Genomic DNA, 14,026 nt, shown 5'->3' with positions numbered 1-14,026 from the left:
GCATGTCACGGGCGGAGCTCTCGGTACGTCCGGTGCGCGCCGACGACGCCGGGAGGCAGGCCCTCGACCGCTTCTCCGCGGCGCACGGAACCTTTCGCTGGTGCTCCTGCCAGCGCTGGCGGATGACGAGCGCGGAGTTCCGGGCGAGCGACGTTCCCGGCCGCGTCAAGGCCCTCGCGGACGAGGCGCAGGGCGGCGGACCGGTCGGCGTGCTCGCCTTCGCGGACGACGAGCCGGTCGGCTGGTGCTCGGTCGCGCCCCGCGCGTGTTACCGCGCGCTGGCGCGCTCCCGCGTCCTCGCGCCGGTCGACGACGTGCCCGTGTGGTCCCTGGTCTGCTTCTACGTCCCGGGCGCCTGGCGTCGCCGCGGGGTGACGGGCACGCTGCTGCGCGGCGCGCTGGCCTACGCCCGGGAGGAGGGGGCAGCAGTCGTGGAGGCATACCCTGCCGGAGGCAGGAGCAGGCAAGGAGAGCCTGCGGTCGGGAACGGCTCCTACTCGCACATGGGGCCGCGTGGCCTCTTCGAGCGGGAGGGGTTCGTCGACGTCACCCCACCGGGGAGGAAGCGGAGCGTGCTGCGTCATGACCTCCGGGCCTGAGCTCGCACCCGAGGAGGAGGCGTCCGCCGCAGGCGCGGGTGGCGCGGGTGGCGCGGAGGCGGAGAGCACGGACGGCGCCGACGCGGAACTCGCTGGGGCGACGGGGAGCCTCGCGGGGGCGGGAGGCCCGCCGAAGCGGCTGCGGATGCGGCGCGTGGTGACGCTCGTGCTCTGCGCGATCGTCGTCTACGTCGTGCTGTTGCAGGTGCTGCGGCACGACGCGAACCCCCTCCCGGCGCTGGAACGCGCGAACGCGGTCTGGCTCGTGCCGGCGCTGGCCACCGCGGCGCTCGGCTCGCTCGGGGCGACCTTCGCGATCATCGGTTTCGTTCCGGAGCGGGTGTCACTGAGGAGAGCACTGCTCGCGCAGCTCTCCGGCTTCTTCGTCAACCTCGCCACCCCCGGCGGACTCGGCAGCGCCGCCGTGAACACCCGCTTCCTCACCCGCTCCGGCATCCGCCAGACGCAGGCCCTGGCCAGCGTCGCGCTCGGCCAGATCGTCGGCTTCGTGCTCCACCTGGCGCTGCTCGTCGCCTTCGGCACCTGGATCGGCGCGAACTACGCCGCCTCGCTGCCGACCGGGGCCACCCTGCTCATCACGGCCGGCTCCCTGGCCGCCTGCGTCGGTGTCTGCGTCGGCGTGCCGCGTCTGCGCCGCTGGCTCGCGGCCCGCCTGCGCGAGGCGGGACCGCGGCTGCGGGAGCTGATGGCGCAGCCCGGCAAGCTCACCGTCGGCGTCCTCGGTCAGCTGTCGGTCACGCTGATGGCCGTGGCGAGCCTGTACTTCTGCTCCCGGGCCTTCGGCCAGGCGGCGAGCTTCCCGGAGGTCGGCTTCGCCCAGCTCGTCGGCTCGGCGGTCGGCTCCGCGATCCCCATGCCGGGCGGCATCGGCTCCTCCGACGCCGCCCAGGCGTACTCCCTCCAGGTCACCACCGGCGTCGCCGTGGCAACCTGGGTGCCGGTGGTGCTGGTCTACCGCCTGTGCACCTTCTGGCTTCCGCTGATCCCGGGCTGGCTCTCCTTCCTGTACCTGCAGAAGCGGGAAGCGCTCTGAAAGCGCTGACCACCACGCGGGGAGCGGTTCGGGGTCAGCCGCCGGCGAGCATGCGCACGCTCTCCTCGACGGCCACGACGAGCTCCGCCAGCGGCGCGACGCCGGCGACCAGGCCGCGCAGCCTGCCCAGCCACTTGCGCAGCCGGGACTGGTCGGGCTCCTCCTCGTCGAGCTCGTCCTTCAGACCGAGCGCCGCGGCGTGCGCGGTCGGCGCGTCGGGGACGTCGTAGCGGGCCGAGGCGAGCAGCTCGACGAGCCGGGCCGTGTCCGCCCGCGCCTGCGCCAGGGCCTGGCCGGCCCCGGCGTCGTCGTGCCGCTGGCGGATGGTCACCCGGTTGTTCTCGCCGGCCACGAGCGCCGAGTCGCTCACCGTGCCGCCGCTGATGATGATGCCCTTGTTGCCCGGACTTCCCTGACTTCCCTGACTGCCCCGACTCCCCGGACTGCCCTGGTGGCCGCTGCCGCTGTCGTGCCTGGACACGGTCGTTGTCGCCTTTCGTCAGCCGCGCTTCGCGGACGGGGTGCTCACGGTGTTGCCCTGGCCGGCGACGATGGTGCCGCTCATGGAGCCGCCGGTGATGATGACGCCGGCGTTGAGCAGCTGGGCCCGGCTGTCGTCCAGCTCGGTGGTGTCCAGCCCGTTCGCCTCGAGGATCTGCGCCAGGTAGTCGACCAGGCGCATGTCCAGCTGCTGGGAGATGCGGGTGACGTCCGCGCGCTGGAAGTAGTTGCGGTAGACCGCGTCGGCGGCGAGCTCCCGCAGGCTCAGCCGGGCGCCGTAGTCGAAGGTCCGGTCCTCCGCGATGGCGCGCAGCAGGTCCGCGTTGCGCCGGGCGCGGCGGCCCGGCTCCCGCAGCTCGCGGTAGACCGCGGCCGGAGCCGCGCCCAGGTCCTTCAGCCCGGCCTTCAGCGACTGCGCCGCGATCACCGGTTCCGTGTCGTCCCCGCCGGACGGCAGCGCGCCCGACGCGCCGCCGGACGACGCGCCGCGCGCGCCGCGTTCGAGAACGGAGTCGGCGACCCGGTAGGCGGCCCGGACCGGGGGCAGCAGCAGCGTCGTGGTGGACAGCGAGAGCAGCCCGCCGCTCAGCACGACCTGCACGAACAGGGAGAGCACCAGGTCGGAGCCCCAGGCGGCGACCTCCACCCGCAGGCAGTGCCGGACCGGACCGTGGTCGCGTCCGCGGTGGGCGTGCACCAGTTGCTCGGGCACCTCGGTGACGGGCGGGCGCTTCTCGTCCGGGAGCACCGCGGCCGTCAGGCCGCTGCCACGGACCCCTCGCTGCCTCAACTCGGCGCCGTTGACGAAGAGTTTCTCGGTCACCTCGAGGTTCGCGATGCCGTCCGCCGCGCCCGGGGCTGCCGCACCGAGGGCGGCGAGCCGTGCGGCGAGGCCCTCGACGAGGTCGTCGGCGTCGATCGGCACCGACCACGGCTCACGCTGCGGCGGAACCGTTCCGGTCAGGCCGCGGGCGGGGGCGAGGTGCATGGTCAGCGACCAGGTCTGGCGTTCCACGCCGGTGCCGACGAAGGGCGAGTAGCCGCTGTAGACGGTGATGTTGCCGTCGGTCAGCGGGGCCCCGTCGGAGGCGTCCGGGTACTTGGCCGAGAACCCCTCCGCGGTCAACTCGCGGCTGATGGTCTGCCAGGCCTCGGTGCGCTCCTGCCAGCACACCAGCCACGGCGCGAGCACCAGCGCGACGACGAGCAGCAGGGTGTCGACCGCCTCGCTGCGGAGATAGACCAGCGGCGCCGGGAGGATCTGCAGGATGCCGGTCAGGACCCAGGCGACCGCCAGCATCACGAGCGCGCGCGTGACCGCGCCCACGATGACCCCGCGCCGCGCGGAGCCGGGGCGCCGACCGGTGCCGGCGGCGATCCGCGAGGACCGGGGGTCGAGCGAGCGCACCCCGTCGCCCCCGGCCATCGCCGCGATCGGCCAGAACACCAGGGTGGCGGCCGGCTGCAGTAGCAGCGACACCAGCAGGCACGTCGCGAGTCTGCGGTTGCGCAGGCTCAGGCGCTGCGCGGCGCGGCGGGCGTGCTGGTGCACGATCATGATGTTGACCCCGTGGCTCGGGGCCGGTGCGCGATGGTGCTCCTCCTCGATCTCGCGGATCACCGCGTGGGCGAAGCCCTCGTTGAGGTGGGCGCCCGCGCAGAGGTAGCGGGTGGCCGTCGTCATGTCGTCGACGGCCGAGTCGGTCAGCGATTCGGTGTCCACAGCCTGTCCCTGGGATGTCGGATCTGTTGGGCCTCCATCGAATTTCAGTCAGTTTCACACAGTTGACGACATGTCAGGGCCATTACGGCGGAACAGGCGCGGATCAGAGATCCAGCACGAGCTTCCCGTCCTGGCTGCGGGAGACGCAGATGAGCATCGAGTCGGCGCGCTCCTCGACGGTCAGCAGGTCGTCGCGGTGCTCCGGGGTGCCGCCGAGGACGCGGACCTTGCAGGTGCCGCAGAAGCCCTGTTCGCAGCTGTAGGCGACGTCCGGCACCCGCTCGCGCACCGCGCTCAGCACGCTGCGGTCCGCCGGGACGGTCAAGGTCGCACCGGTGCGGCGCAGTTCGACCGCGACGGTGTCGCCGTGGGCCGCGCCGTCGGCGGGATGGAAGCGCTCGAGGCGGGCCTCGACGCCGGGGCGGAGCGCGCCGAGGGTGTCGACCACCGCGTCCATCAGCGGTTCCGGGCCGCAGACGTGGACGATCGCCCCGTGTGGTGCCGACTCCAGTGCCACGGACAGGTCGGGCAGGCCCTCGACGTCCGTCTCGACGACGGTCAGGCGCGTCTCCGCGTCCGGGAGAGCACTGATCTCGTCGAGGAACGGCATGCTCGCACGCGAGCGCCCGACGTACAGCAGACGCCAGTCACTTCCGCGAGCAGCGCTCTCGCGGACCATCGGGAGGATCGGGGTGATCCCGATGCCGCCCGCCACGAAGGAGCGCGGGCCGCCGCCGGGAGCGAGCGGGAAGCGGTTGCGCGGGCGGTGCGCCTGCACGCGAGCGCCGGCGGTCAGCGTCTCGTGCACCTCCTTCGAGCCGCCGCGGGTGTCCTGCGTCAGGCGCACGCCGATTCGGTAGGAGGCGCGGTCGGCCGGGTCCCCGCACAGCGAGTACTGGCGGACCAGGCCCGAGGGCAGCAGCAGGTCCAGGTGCGCGCCCGGCTCCCAGACCGGCAGCGGAGCGCCGCTCGCGGACGAGAGCACCAGTTCCGCCACGCCCTCGGCGGGTTCGCGCCGCTCCGCGACGACGAGTTCCAGCGGCCGTGTCGCCGCCTCCGCCTGCTCGGCCGCGGCCCGCGCGGCGGGCGAACCCGCCAGGTAGGCCAGCGCCTTGGCGGTCGAACCCTCCTGCGTCGGGTGGTAGCGCTTGCGCATGAACCGCGGCACCGCGCTGAAGATGTCCTTCGGCGTCGGCACCAGGTCGGCCTTGGCGGCGCGCACCCAGTCCTTCATCTTCGGCTCCAGCGCGCGGCGCTGAGCCGGCGTCAGCTCCGGGTCGTTGGCGATGAAGAACTTCACGCCGCGGATCCACAGCCATGCCATGGTCGGGAAGACCGTCGTCATCGCCCGCATCCGGCGGCCGTAGCGGCCGTCGAGGTGCTGGAAGACGTCGAACGCGACGGAGCGGTGCTCGACCTCCTCCGCCCCGTGCCAGCGCAGCAGGTCCACCATCACCGGGTCCGCGCCGAAGCGCTCGAAGCCCTCGGCGTCCAGCACCCACTTGCCGAGCACGGCCGTGAAGTGCTCGATGGCCGCGATGAACGCGACCCGCTCCTTCAGCCACCAGGCCGTCGCGGCCGGGGGCGCGGTGTGGTCGCCGAGGAGGTGCTCGAAGAACCAGTCCATCTGGGCGGTGTAGGGGGACGGGTCCAGCCCCTGGGCGATCATGTGGTCCAGGACGGTGGAGTGCGCCTGGGAGTGCACGGCCTCCTGGCCGATGAACCCGATCATGTCCTCGCGCAGTCCCGGGTCGCGGACCAGCGGCAGGGCCTGCTTGTAGACGTCCACGAACCAGCGCTCGCCGGCCGGCAGCAGCAGGTGCAGGACGTTGATCATGTGGGTGGCGAAGGGGTCGTTCGGAACCCAGTGCAGCGGCGTCTGGGCCCAGTCGAAGCTGACGCGGCGCGCCTGCAGCGGCGCGTGCTCGGTGCTGACCTCGAGTGCGGTCACGGTGGGGGCTCCTCGTGGTTCACGGTCGTTCGAGGGACGGTCGCGCTCAGCGCGGGGTCAGGTCGCGGCGGGCGACGAAGCGCAGCGTGCCGGGGGAGAGGCGGCTGAGCGCCCGACCGATTCGCGCCTCGGCGGCCACCAGTACCACCGGCCGGTTCTCCCGCACCGCGCGCAGCACCGCTTCGGCGACGCGCTCCGGCGGCAGGTTGCGCAGCCGGTAGAGGCGGTCGGCCTTGCCGCGCAACTGCTCCTGCTCGCTCGCGCTCACGCCGACGTAGCGGGTGGCCTTGGCGATGGCGGTGTTGACGAAGCCGGGGCAGACGGCGCTGACGCCGATGCCCTGGTCGGCCAGTTCGGCCCGCAGGCACTCGGTGAGCATCAGCACCGCCGCCTTGCTGGTCGCGTAGGCGGACAGCGTGCGCGAGGGCAGATAGGCGGCGGCCGAGGCGATGTTGACGAGGTGACCGCCCTCGCCGCGCTCCTTCATCATGGCGCCGAAGAGGCGGCACCCGTGGACGACGCCCATCAGGTTGACCCCCAGCACCGCGTCCCAGTCGGAGGTCGTGGTGTCCAGGAACGCGCCGCCGAGGCCGATCCCGGCGTTGTTGACGACGACGTCCGGCACGCCGTGCTCGGCGTGCACCGCCTTGGCGAACTCCTCCATCGCGGCCGGGTCGGAGACGTCGACCGCGTGCCAGCCGGTCCGCGGCGAGCCGAGCAGCGAGGCCAACTGGGCGGTGCGTGCCGCCGACGCGGCGTTCAGGTCGGCGGCGACCACGCTGGCTCCCGCGTCCGCGAAGGCCAGCGCGGTGGCCCGGCCGATGCCGCTGCCGGCACCGGTCACCACCACCAACCTGCCCGCGTGCGGCGAGGATTCGGCCCCGTCGTCGTTGCCCCGGCGCACCTGGGCGCGGTCCAGTGCCGGCGCGGCCGGAGCTCCCTCGATGTGGTCGACGAACTCGTCGATCCAGCCCGCCAGCACCGTCTCGTGCGTCAGCGGAGCCCAGTGCCCGGCGCGCAGCGGACGCCGCCAGAGCCGCCCGACGAACGGCTGCGGCGCCTGCCCGGCCATCGCCGGGGTGACGTAGAGGTCCTTCTGCGGCAGCACGACCTGCACCGGGATCTCGGTGGGCCGCTTCCGGGGCCGGGTGAGCCGGGGGATCATGTTGGCCCGGTAGAGCGCGAGGCCGCGCACCGCGTCGGTGGGGAACGTCGGCGCGCCGCTGCCGTGCGGCACGCCCTCGATCGCGTGCAGCAGCGCGGGCCAGGCCTTGACCATGGCGGTGCGCCACAGCAGCGGCGGCAGCAGCGGCAGATGGAAGTAGCCGATGTACCAGGAGTGCACGCCCTGCCAGGCCAGTTGGCCGAGCGCGCGCGGGCTCGGCCGGCGCAGTCTGCTGCGGAACCACTGTCCGACGTGGTCCAGGCACGGGCCGGAGACGGAGGTGAACGAGGCGATGCGGTCGGCGAGGGCGGTGCCGGTCACCGACTCCCAGGACTGGATCGACCCCCAGTCGTGCCCGACCAGGTGCACCGGCTTGTCCGGACTGACCTCCGCCAGCACCGCGCCGAGGTCCGCCTCCAGCGTGGCGAGCGTGTAGGAGCGCACACGGCGCGGCGCGTCGGAGTGCCCGGCCCCGCGCACGTCGTAGGCGACGACGTGGTGGCGTTCGGCCAGCTGTTCGGCGATGGGCCGCCACACGGCGTGGGTGTCCGGGTACCCGTGCACCAGCACGACGGTGGTGGCGGCGGAGCGCTCGCCCCACTCGAACACCGCGAGCCGCACGCCGTCGGGCGCGGTGACGTAGGACTGCAACTCCTTCACGCGGCGCTCTCCTTGCTCGTCGTCCTGGTACGGCTCCTGGTCCGGGCCTTGCCCGGGGTCGCGGTGTCGGCCACGCCGGTCTCGTCGGTCCCGGCCTGGGCCTCGGGCTGCGTCTCGGGCTCCGTCGCGCCCGCCGCGCCGGCGCCCCAGGCGCGCACGTGCGGCAGGTCGTCGTCCAGCCAGTACGCGTCGTCCTCGGTGACGACGAGCAGCTCCTCGAACTTCGCGCCGACCCGGCGCAGCCCGAGGTGCGGCTCGACGGCCCACAGGCCCGGGGTGGGTGCGTGGCCGGAGGACTTGCCGTCGGCCCACAGCGGCGAGCGGCCCACGATGCGCTCGGCGACCAGCTCGCGGCCGAGCGTCTGGAGGCTGCGCACGCCGAATCCGGCGACGATGGCGCGCGGCCCGCGCACCTTCAGGCGGGTGACCTGGTGCGCGAGGACCCGGCCGGGGTAGACGCGGTGGCGGTTGTCGTAGCCGTGCCGGGCGATCAGCGCGTCGACCGAGCGGTAGATCTCGTTGAGCGGCTTGCGCTCGCGGACCTCGGCGAGGATCAGCGCGCGGTACTCCTGAAGGTCCTCCAGGATCTGCGCCTGCACGGCGTTGCCGCCGAGGCTGCCCGCGTAGCCGATGTCGGCGGTGTAGCCGTCGGCCACGGGCGCGCAGTCGAGGATGAACGGCATGCCCTCCTCCAGCCGCTTGTCGGTGGGGAAGAACTGCAGCGGCGTGCGGAACCGGTGGAAGGTGGTGCGGTCGCCGAACCAGGCGAACGGCACGTGGAACCAGTCGTCGGCGCCGTTCTCCATCAGCCAGTGCCGCATCCGCTGCGCCGCCTGCTTCTCTGTCACGCCGGGTTCCAGGGTCGCAGCGACGGCCTCCGCGCAGCGGTAGGCGAGCTGCTGGACGGCGCGGAAGCGGTCCAGATCCTCCGGCGCCCAGGCCGGCTGCTTATTAGACATGGTGTCAACATACTGCTCGGTCAGGTCGGCGCAACAGGTGTCGGCGCGGAGTTTTCCGGGGCTCCCTCGGACGGCCGTCAGCACGGAAAACCCGGTCGCCCACGGACCGTGCTCTCGCTACGTTTCCTCCCATGAGCGACACCGCCCGCCCCCTCGTCGCCGCGCTCACGGGCGCCGGCGTCTCCACCGACTCCGGCCTGCGCGACTACCGCGGCCCCCAGGGGCTGTGGCGCGACGACCCCGACAACGAACGCCTCGTCACCATCGGCAGCTACCTCGCCGACCCTGACGTCCGCGTCCGCAGCTGGCGGATGCGGCTCGACACCGGCGTCCTCGACGTCCGTCCGAACGCCGCCCACCGCGCCCTCGCCGCCTACGAGCGCACCGGCCTGCCGCTGCGCGTGCTGACCCAGAACGTCGACGGGCTCCACCAGCTCGGCGGCGTCACCCCGCGCAAGGTGCTGGAGCTGCACGGCACCGCCCGCCGCACCGAGTGCGTCCGCTGCCACGCGCGCGGCGACCTCGCCGAGGCGCTCGACCGCGTCCGTGCGGGCGAGGCCGATCCGCCCTGCGGCGTGTGCGGCGGCGTGCTCAAGCCGGCCACCGTCTTCTTCGGCGAGCACCTCGACCCCGAGGTCCTCGGCCAGGCCCGGGCCATCGCCGCCGCCTGCGACATCCTGCTCGCCGTCGGCACCACGCTCCAGGTGCACCCCGCCGCCGGCCTCGTCGACATCGCCCTCGCGGGCGGCGCCCGCGTCGTCATCGTCAACGCCGACCCGACCCCCTACGACGACATGGCCGCCGAGGTCGTCCGTGAGCCCACCGGCACCAGCCTCCCGGCCCTGCTGCGCCGCCTGGCGGCGGAGGCCGGCGCGGACTGGCCGGAGGAGTGACGATGACGCGTCCCGAACCGGAGGCCGCGGCGGCGGAACTGGTCACCGACCGGTTCCCCGCCGCCCGCGCCGCCCTCCTCACCGGGAGCGTGCTGACGCCGCGCCGCACCCCCACGTCCGACCTGGACATCCTCGTGCTGGTGGGCGAGGAGGCGCCGCGCTTCCGCGAGAGCCTTCGTCACGCGGGCTGGCCCGTGGAGCTGTTCGTGCAGAGCGAGCAGGACTGGCACGGGTTCGTCGCGAGCGAGGCCGCCGCCCGTCGCTCCCCGCTGCTGCACATGACCGCCGCAGGGCGTCTGCTCATCGACGCGGACGGGCTCGGCGTCCGGCTCCAGGCCGAGGCCCGCCGGCGGCTCGCTGACGGACCCCCACCCGTCCCGATTCCTCAACTGGAAAGCGCCCGCTACGCGTTGACCGACACCCTCGACGATCTGCGCGGCTGCACCGACCCGCAGGAGCGGATCTTCCTCGCCGCCCACCTGCTGGAACGGGCGGCCGAGCTGGTGCTGCTCGCCGACGGGCGTTGGCTCGGCGCCGGCAAGTGGCTCTCGCGACGCCTCGCCGAGGCCGATCCGGGCCTCCACGGCCGTCTCGCCGAGGGCGTCGCGGCCGTCGTCCGCGGCGCGGCGGACGGCACGGAGCATCTGGCGGCCGCCGTGGGGGAGGCGCTTCAGCGGGCGGGCGGTCCGCTGTGGGAGGGCTACCGGCGCTCCGCGCCGGCCGGGTGAGGCCGGCCCGAGCCGGGCCAGAGCGCCCCGAGCAGGGCCAGACCGCCCGGGCAAGGCGAGGCCGCCCCGAGCATGGGGAGGCCGCCCCGTCTCAGCGGAGACGCGCGGCGATCGTCCGCGCGCACGTCAGGGGATCGGCGCGGGTGGTGTCCACCTGCGTGTCGTAGCTGACGCCCACGTGGACCACCTCCGCCTGCGAGGCGGCCATCCCCTCGGCGCGGTCGCCCCGCGCCGCCTCGCGCCGTGCGGCGACCGCGCTGTCGCAGCGCACACCGACCCACAGCACGCCCAGTCCGGCGAGCGCCTGCTGCCACCGCTGTTGCGAGGCCGCGCCGCCGAGGAAGACGTCGTCGACGACGACCCGTGCGCCCGCGCGCACCATCGCGGCGACGGCCTCCCTCCACGCCGCCTCCAGCGCCCGGAACTCGGGCCCGACGCTCACCGCGCCGTCCGCCGCCACCGCGAAGCCGGCATCGGACGCCAGCAGGGAGGGCGGCAGCATCTCCACGAACGCGTCGACCGCGACGGCCAGCCACGGATCGGGCAGGACCGTCTGAAGCGACCGGACGATGCTCGACTTGCCGGAGCTGGAGCCGCCGTTGAGCACGATCACCTGAGTTGTCACCCCGTCACCCTAGAGCCGCCTGAGCACACGCCCGCACGGGATTTCGCGCGACCCGACGGCCGACGTCGTGTGAGGATGCGGGGATGCCTCACGCGAGCACCGAACACCGTTACACCGCCGACGACGGCGCCGAACTCGGGTACCTGGAGCGCGGGTCCGGGAGCCGGATCATCTGCCTGCCCGGCGGCCCGGGCGCCGACGTGCGCTACCTCGGCGGACTGGGCGGCCTCGACGAGCACCGCACCCTCGTCCTCGTCGACCAGCGGGCGACGGGCCGCTCACCCGTCCCTGACGACCGGTCCCGCTGCACGTACCCCGCCCAGGCCCACGACCTGGAGGCGCTGCGGCGCCACCTCGGCCTGGAGACCGTCGACGTGCTGGCCCACTCGGCCGCCTGCCTGACCGCACAGGAGTACGCCGCCGCCTACCCCGGGCGGGTCCGCCGACTCGTCCTGGTGACGCCCGCGGGCGTCGTCGCGCGCGAACCCGACGAGGACGAGGTCGCCGCGATCCGCGCCGCACGCGCCGACGAACCCTGGTACCCGGCGGCCGTCGCCGCCCAGCGGGAACTCGCCGCCGGAGGCGTCGAGCCGGAGCGGGCGGACGACTTGACGCTGCGCACCGTGCCGTTCGTCTGGGGCCGGTGGCGCGAGGAGTACCTCGCCCTCTACCGCGAGCCGACGCAGGACGCGCCCGACTGGTACCGCGACGTCTTCTACTCCGGTTCCCCGGCCCCTGCCGACCGGGCCGCCCGGCTCGAGCGGCTGGCCGCGTCCGGAGCCCGTCCGCTCGTCCTGGCCGGCGGCCGGGACGGCATCGCCGGCACCGCACCGGCCCGCCTCGCCGCCGAACTGCACCCGGAAAGCCGCCTCGTGGTGCTCCCCGACGCCGGTCACCGGCTCTGGCACGAGGAGCCGGAGGCGTTCCTCACCGAGGTCCTCACGCACCTGGACGGGTGACAGCGCGCGTTCGGCGGCGCACCGCCGGCCCCCGGGAGGGACCGAATGCGAGGAACCGCGCCAGGATCTGCGCCATGATCTGAGCCATGACGGACTCCGGCTACTCCGGCACCCCGCTGGCCAAGAAGCTGCGCATCAAGCCCGGCTCACGCGTCGCGCTGTGGCGCGCCCCCGCGGACTGGCCGACGCCCGCCGTGCCCGAGGGCGTGCGCCTGGACGCGCGACCGGAGGAGGCGGACGTGGTCCTCGCCTTCTACCGGACGGCGGCCGACCTGCGGGCCGACATGGACGGGCTGGTCGCCCGGCTGCTGCCGCAGTCCTGCCTCTGGCTGCTGTGGCCGCGCCGGGCGGCGGGGCACACGAGCGACATCACCGACAACGACCTGCGCGAGCTGATGCTGCCGTTGGGCGTCGTGGACGTGAAGGTCGCGGCGGTCGGAGAGGACTGGTCCGGCCTCGCCTTCGTATGGCGCAAGGAGAACCGCCCGACGCGTTGACGGCATGTCGGGTGGTCGCGGTGGGGACGCGGACCAGCGCGAAGAGCAGGCCCGCGCAGGCGAACGCGGCGGCGTCGATCGCGAGGCCCCAGCCGGGCCCGAACACGCCGACCACGACGCCGCCCAGCCCGGCGCCGCGAGTCGGAGGGGTGCGAGGGCTGTGGTCACCGGGCATCCCCATCGAGGTGGGTGATCGCACAGCAATCCGTTTACCGCGGCGACTCCCGACCGTTGCAACAAACTGTTGACGCGGGTGTGGCGCGGGGATAGCGTCACGTCAACAATCTGTTGACTCCGCCGAGGTACTCATCCGAGGTCGGGCGAAGGGGAAGTCATGGCCGCGCGAACCACGTTCTCCAGCACGCTGCGGGAGGGCATCGAAGCCGACCTCGCCGGCGTCGACGCCGACCTCGCCGCCCGCTACCCGGGCGACCCCGGCACCCGGCAGCCCGTCCACACGGTCTACGTCCCCGCCGACGCGCTCGCCGAGCGCGGCGTCGGCGACCTGGTCCGCGACTGGGGCGGCCAGGCCCTCGACCTCCTCGACCGGCACGCCCCCGACGCCGCCTCCCTCGCCGCCGTGGTCGGCCAGACCGATGCCGCGCTCGCGGCCGACGTCCACGACCGCGTCCGCGCCAAGCTCCAGCGCGAGCCCGTCGAGGACCTGCGCATCGACTTCGAGGACGGCTACGGCCCGCGCCCCGACGCCGAGGAGGACGCCGCGGCCGAGCGCGCCGCCCGCCTCGTCGCCGAGGCCGTCGCCGACGGGACCGCGCCCCCGTTCGTCGGCATCCGCATGAAGTGCATGGAGTCCGCCGTGCGCGCCCGCGGCGTGCGCACCCTCGACCTCTTCCTCACCGGACTGCTCGACGCGGGCGACGGCGCCCTGCCCGAGGGCCTGGTGCTCACCCTCCCCAAGGTGACCTACCCGGAGCAGGTCGCCGCGATGGCGCGACTCCTCGACGGCTTCGAGCAGGCCACCGACCTTCCGGAGGGCAGGATCGGGTTCGAGATCCAGATCGAGACCACCCAGGCCATCCTCGGCGCGGACGGCCGGGCCACCGTGGCCCGCATGATCGAGGCCGCCGGCGGCCGCGCGACCAGCCTGCACTACGGCACGTTCGACTACAGCGCCTCGTGCGGCGTGAGCGCGGCGTACCAGAGCATGGAACACCCCGTCGCCGACCACGCGAAGGCCGTCATGCAGGTCGCGGCGGCCGGCACCGGCGTCCGCCTGTCCGACGGGTCGACGAACGTCATCCCCACCGGCCCGACCGAGCAGGTCCACGCCGCGTGGCAACTGCACCACCGTCTCGTCCGCCGCTCGCTGGAGCGCGCGTACTACCAGGGCTGGGACATGCACCCCGGCCATCTGCCCACCCGGTACGCCGCCGTCTACGCCTTCTACCGCGAGGGCCTCGACGCGGCGGCCGCCCGCCTCGCCGCGTACGTCGCCCGTACCGCGGGCGACGTCATGGACGAGCCCGCGACCGCGAAGGCCCTCAGCGGCTACCTGCTGCGCGGGCTCGACTGCGGCGCGGTCGACGCCGCCGAGGTCGAGAAGGCCGCGGGCCTCGACCGCAAGGCGCTCGACGCGCTGGCCGGGCGCTGATTTGGATCTGCGGCCACGGTCGCGTACAGTCGATCGAGTTGCCCCGGTGACCGGCCCGAAGAGGACGGAACGGGAAGACGAAATCCACTGGAAATCGGAA

At 73.9% G+C, this 14,026-nt stretch carries 13 protein-coding genes and 1 pseudogene; 7 read left to right on the top strand and 7 right to left on the bottom strand.

The genetic code is table 11. The features are described from left to right. Positions 1-2 precede the first annotated feature (2 nt). Together TR50_RS24480 and TR50_RS24475 are read left to right on the top strand one after the other, a co-directional pair. Positions 3-599: a GNAT family N-acetyltransferase gene (locus tag TR50_RS24480; protein WP_052441296.1), complete on the top strand. Its 597-nt coding sequence runs from the start codon at positions 3-5 to the stop codon at positions 597-599. Continuing rightward, the gene (locus TR50_RS24475; RefSeq protein ID WP_042425885.1) at positions 583-1,653 is read left to right on the top strand and encodes a lysylphosphatidylglycerol synthase transmembrane domain-containing protein; all 1,071 of its coding nucleotides are present in this window, start codon (positions 583-585) and stop codon (positions 1,651-1,653) included. Before TR50_RS24480 ends, TR50_RS24475 begins: the two co-directional genes overlap by 17 nt. Positions 1,654-1,687: 34 nt before the next feature. Here TR50_RS24475 and TR50_RS24470 read toward each other — a convergent pair whose 3' ends face one another. From TR50_RS24470 to TR50_RS24450, 6 genes and pseudogenes are all read right to left on the bottom strand, one after another. Next, positions 1,688-2,134, bottom strand: coding sequence for a hypothetical protein (locus TR50_RS24470; RefSeq protein WP_042425882.1), 447 nt, complete (start codon positions 2,132-2,134; stop codon positions 1,688-1,690). 18 nt (positions 2,135-2,152) lie between these two features. Beyond that, a complete protein-coding gene (locus TR50_RS24465; RefSeq protein ID WP_042425879.1) occupies positions 2,153-3,877 on the bottom strand; it encodes an AbeC-like domain-containing protein in 1,725 nt (574 codons plus the stop codon). 103 nt (positions 3,878-3,980) lie between these two features. Next, positions 3,981-4,334 (bottom strand): 2Fe-2S iron-sulfur cluster-binding protein, encoded by a 354-nt coding sequence (locus TR50_RS49130; protein WP_236654580.1) that lies wholly within the window; start codon positions 4,332-4,334, stop codon positions 3,981-3,983. Positions 4,335-4,955: 621 nt separating this feature from the next. Next, positions 4,956-5,828, bottom strand: a pseudogene (locus tag TR50_RS49125) (metal-dependent hydrolase); the annotation flags it as partial. Positions 5,829-5,874: 46 nt separating this feature from the next. Then, positions 5,875-7,653 (bottom strand): SDR family oxidoreductase, encoded by a 1,779-nt coding sequence (locus TR50_RS24455; protein ID WP_042425876.1) that lies wholly within the window; start codon positions 7,651-7,653, stop codon positions 5,875-5,877. Next, on the bottom strand, positions 7,650-8,612 hold the full coding sequence (locus TR50_RS24450; protein ID WP_084700917.1) for a M24 family metallopeptidase: 963 nt from the start codon (positions 8,610-8,612) through the stop codon (positions 7,650-7,652). Before TR50_RS24450 ends, TR50_RS24455 begins: the two co-directional genes overlap by 4 nt. A gap of 131 nt (positions 8,613-8,743) precedes the next feature. On the opposite strand from TR50_RS24450, the gene TR50_RS24445 reads away from it, so the two are divergent. Continuing rightward, positions 8,744-9,505, top strand: coding sequence for an SIR2 family NAD-dependent protein deacylase (locus TR50_RS24445; protein ID WP_042425873.1), 762 nt, complete (start codon positions 8,744-8,746; stop codon positions 9,503-9,505). Positions 9,506-9,507: 2 nt separating this feature from the next. Next, positions 9,508-10,233, top strand: a complete 726-nt coding sequence (locus tag TR50_RS24440; protein ID WP_042425871.1) for a nucleotidyltransferase domain-containing protein — start codon at positions 9,508-9,510, stop codon at positions 10,231-10,233. 91 nt (positions 10,234-10,324) lie between these two features. On the opposite strand, the gene cpt is transcribed toward TR50_RS24440, so the two are convergent. Next, complete coding sequence (gene cpt, locus TR50_RS24435; RefSeq protein WP_201776867.1) at positions 10,325-10,858, bottom strand: chloramphenicol phosphotransferase CPT; 534 nt, start codon at positions 10,856-10,858, stop codon at positions 10,325-10,327. Between the two features lie 83 nt (positions 10,859-10,941). On the opposite strand from cpt, the gene TR50_RS24430 reads away from it, so the two are divergent. The 3 genes from TR50_RS24430 to TR50_RS24420 all read left to right on the top strand — a co-directional run bounded on the left by TR50_RS24430 (position 10,942) and on the right by TR50_RS24420 (position 13,926). After that, entirely contained in the window at positions 10,942-11,817 is an 876-nt protein-coding gene (locus TR50_RS24430) for an alpha/beta fold hydrolase (RefSeq protein ID WP_042425867.1), read from the top strand. 86 nt (positions 11,818-11,903) lie between these two features. Continuing rightward, positions 11,904-12,314: a DUF3052 family protein gene (locus TR50_RS24425; RefSeq protein ID WP_042425865.1), complete on the top strand. Its 411-nt coding sequence runs from the start codon at positions 11,904-11,906 to the stop codon at positions 12,312-12,314. A 334-nt stretch (positions 12,315-12,648) separates the two neighbouring features. After that, positions 12,649-13,926 carry a DUF6986 family protein gene (locus TR50_RS24420; protein ID WP_042425863.1) on the top strand — a complete coding sequence of 426 codons (1,278 nt, stop codon included), beginning with the start codon at positions 12,649-12,651 and terminating at the stop codon, positions 13,924-13,926. The last annotated feature ends 100 nt before the right edge of the window (positions 13,927-14,026 follow it).

The sequence above is a fragment of the Streptacidiphilus anmyonensis genome, from assembly GCF_000787855.1.
Taxonomy (GTDB): domain Bacteria; phylum Actinomycetota; class Actinomycetes; order Streptomycetales; family Streptomycetaceae; genus Streptacidiphilus; species Streptacidiphilus anmyonensis.
Note: the sequence above shows the minus strand (reverse complement) of the source record. Positions and strands in the feature narration are given on the sequence as shown.

Coding starts and splice junctions, on each gene's coding strand:
- TR50_RS24440 (WP_042425871.1), top strand. CDS start 9,508: ATGACGCGTCCCGAACCGGAGGCCGCGGCGGCGGAACTGGTCACCGAC.
- TR50_RS24475 (WP_042425885.1), top strand. CDS start 583: ATGACCTCCGGGCCTGAGCTCGCACCCGAGGAGGAGGCGTCCGCCGCA.
- TR50_RS24450 (WP_084700917.1), bottom strand. CDS start 8,612: ATGTCTAATAAGCAGCCGGCCTGGGCGCCGGAGGATCTGGACCGCTTC.
- TR50_RS24425 (WP_042425865.1), top strand. CDS start 11,904: ATGACGGACTCCGGCTACTCCGGCACCCCGCTGGCCAAGAAGCTGCGC.
- TR50_RS24430 (WP_042425867.1), top strand. CDS start 10,942: ATGCCTCACGCGAGCACCGAACACCGTTACACCGCCGACGACGGCGCC.
- TR50_RS24445 (WP_042425873.1), top strand. CDS start 8,744: ATGAGCGACACCGCCCGCCCCCTCGTCGCCGCGCTCACGGGCGCCGGC.
- TR50_RS24480 (WP_052441296.1), top strand. CDS start 3: ATGTCACGGGCGGAGCTCTCGGTACGTCCGGTGCGCGCCGACGACGCC.
- TR50_RS49130 (WP_236654580.1), bottom strand. CDS start 4,334: ATGGACGCGGTGGTCGACACCCTCGGCGCGCTCCGCCCCGGCGTCGAG.
- TR50_RS24420 (WP_042425863.1), top strand. CDS start 12,649: ATGGCCGCGCGAACCACGTTCTCCAGCACGCTGCGGGAGGGCATCGAA.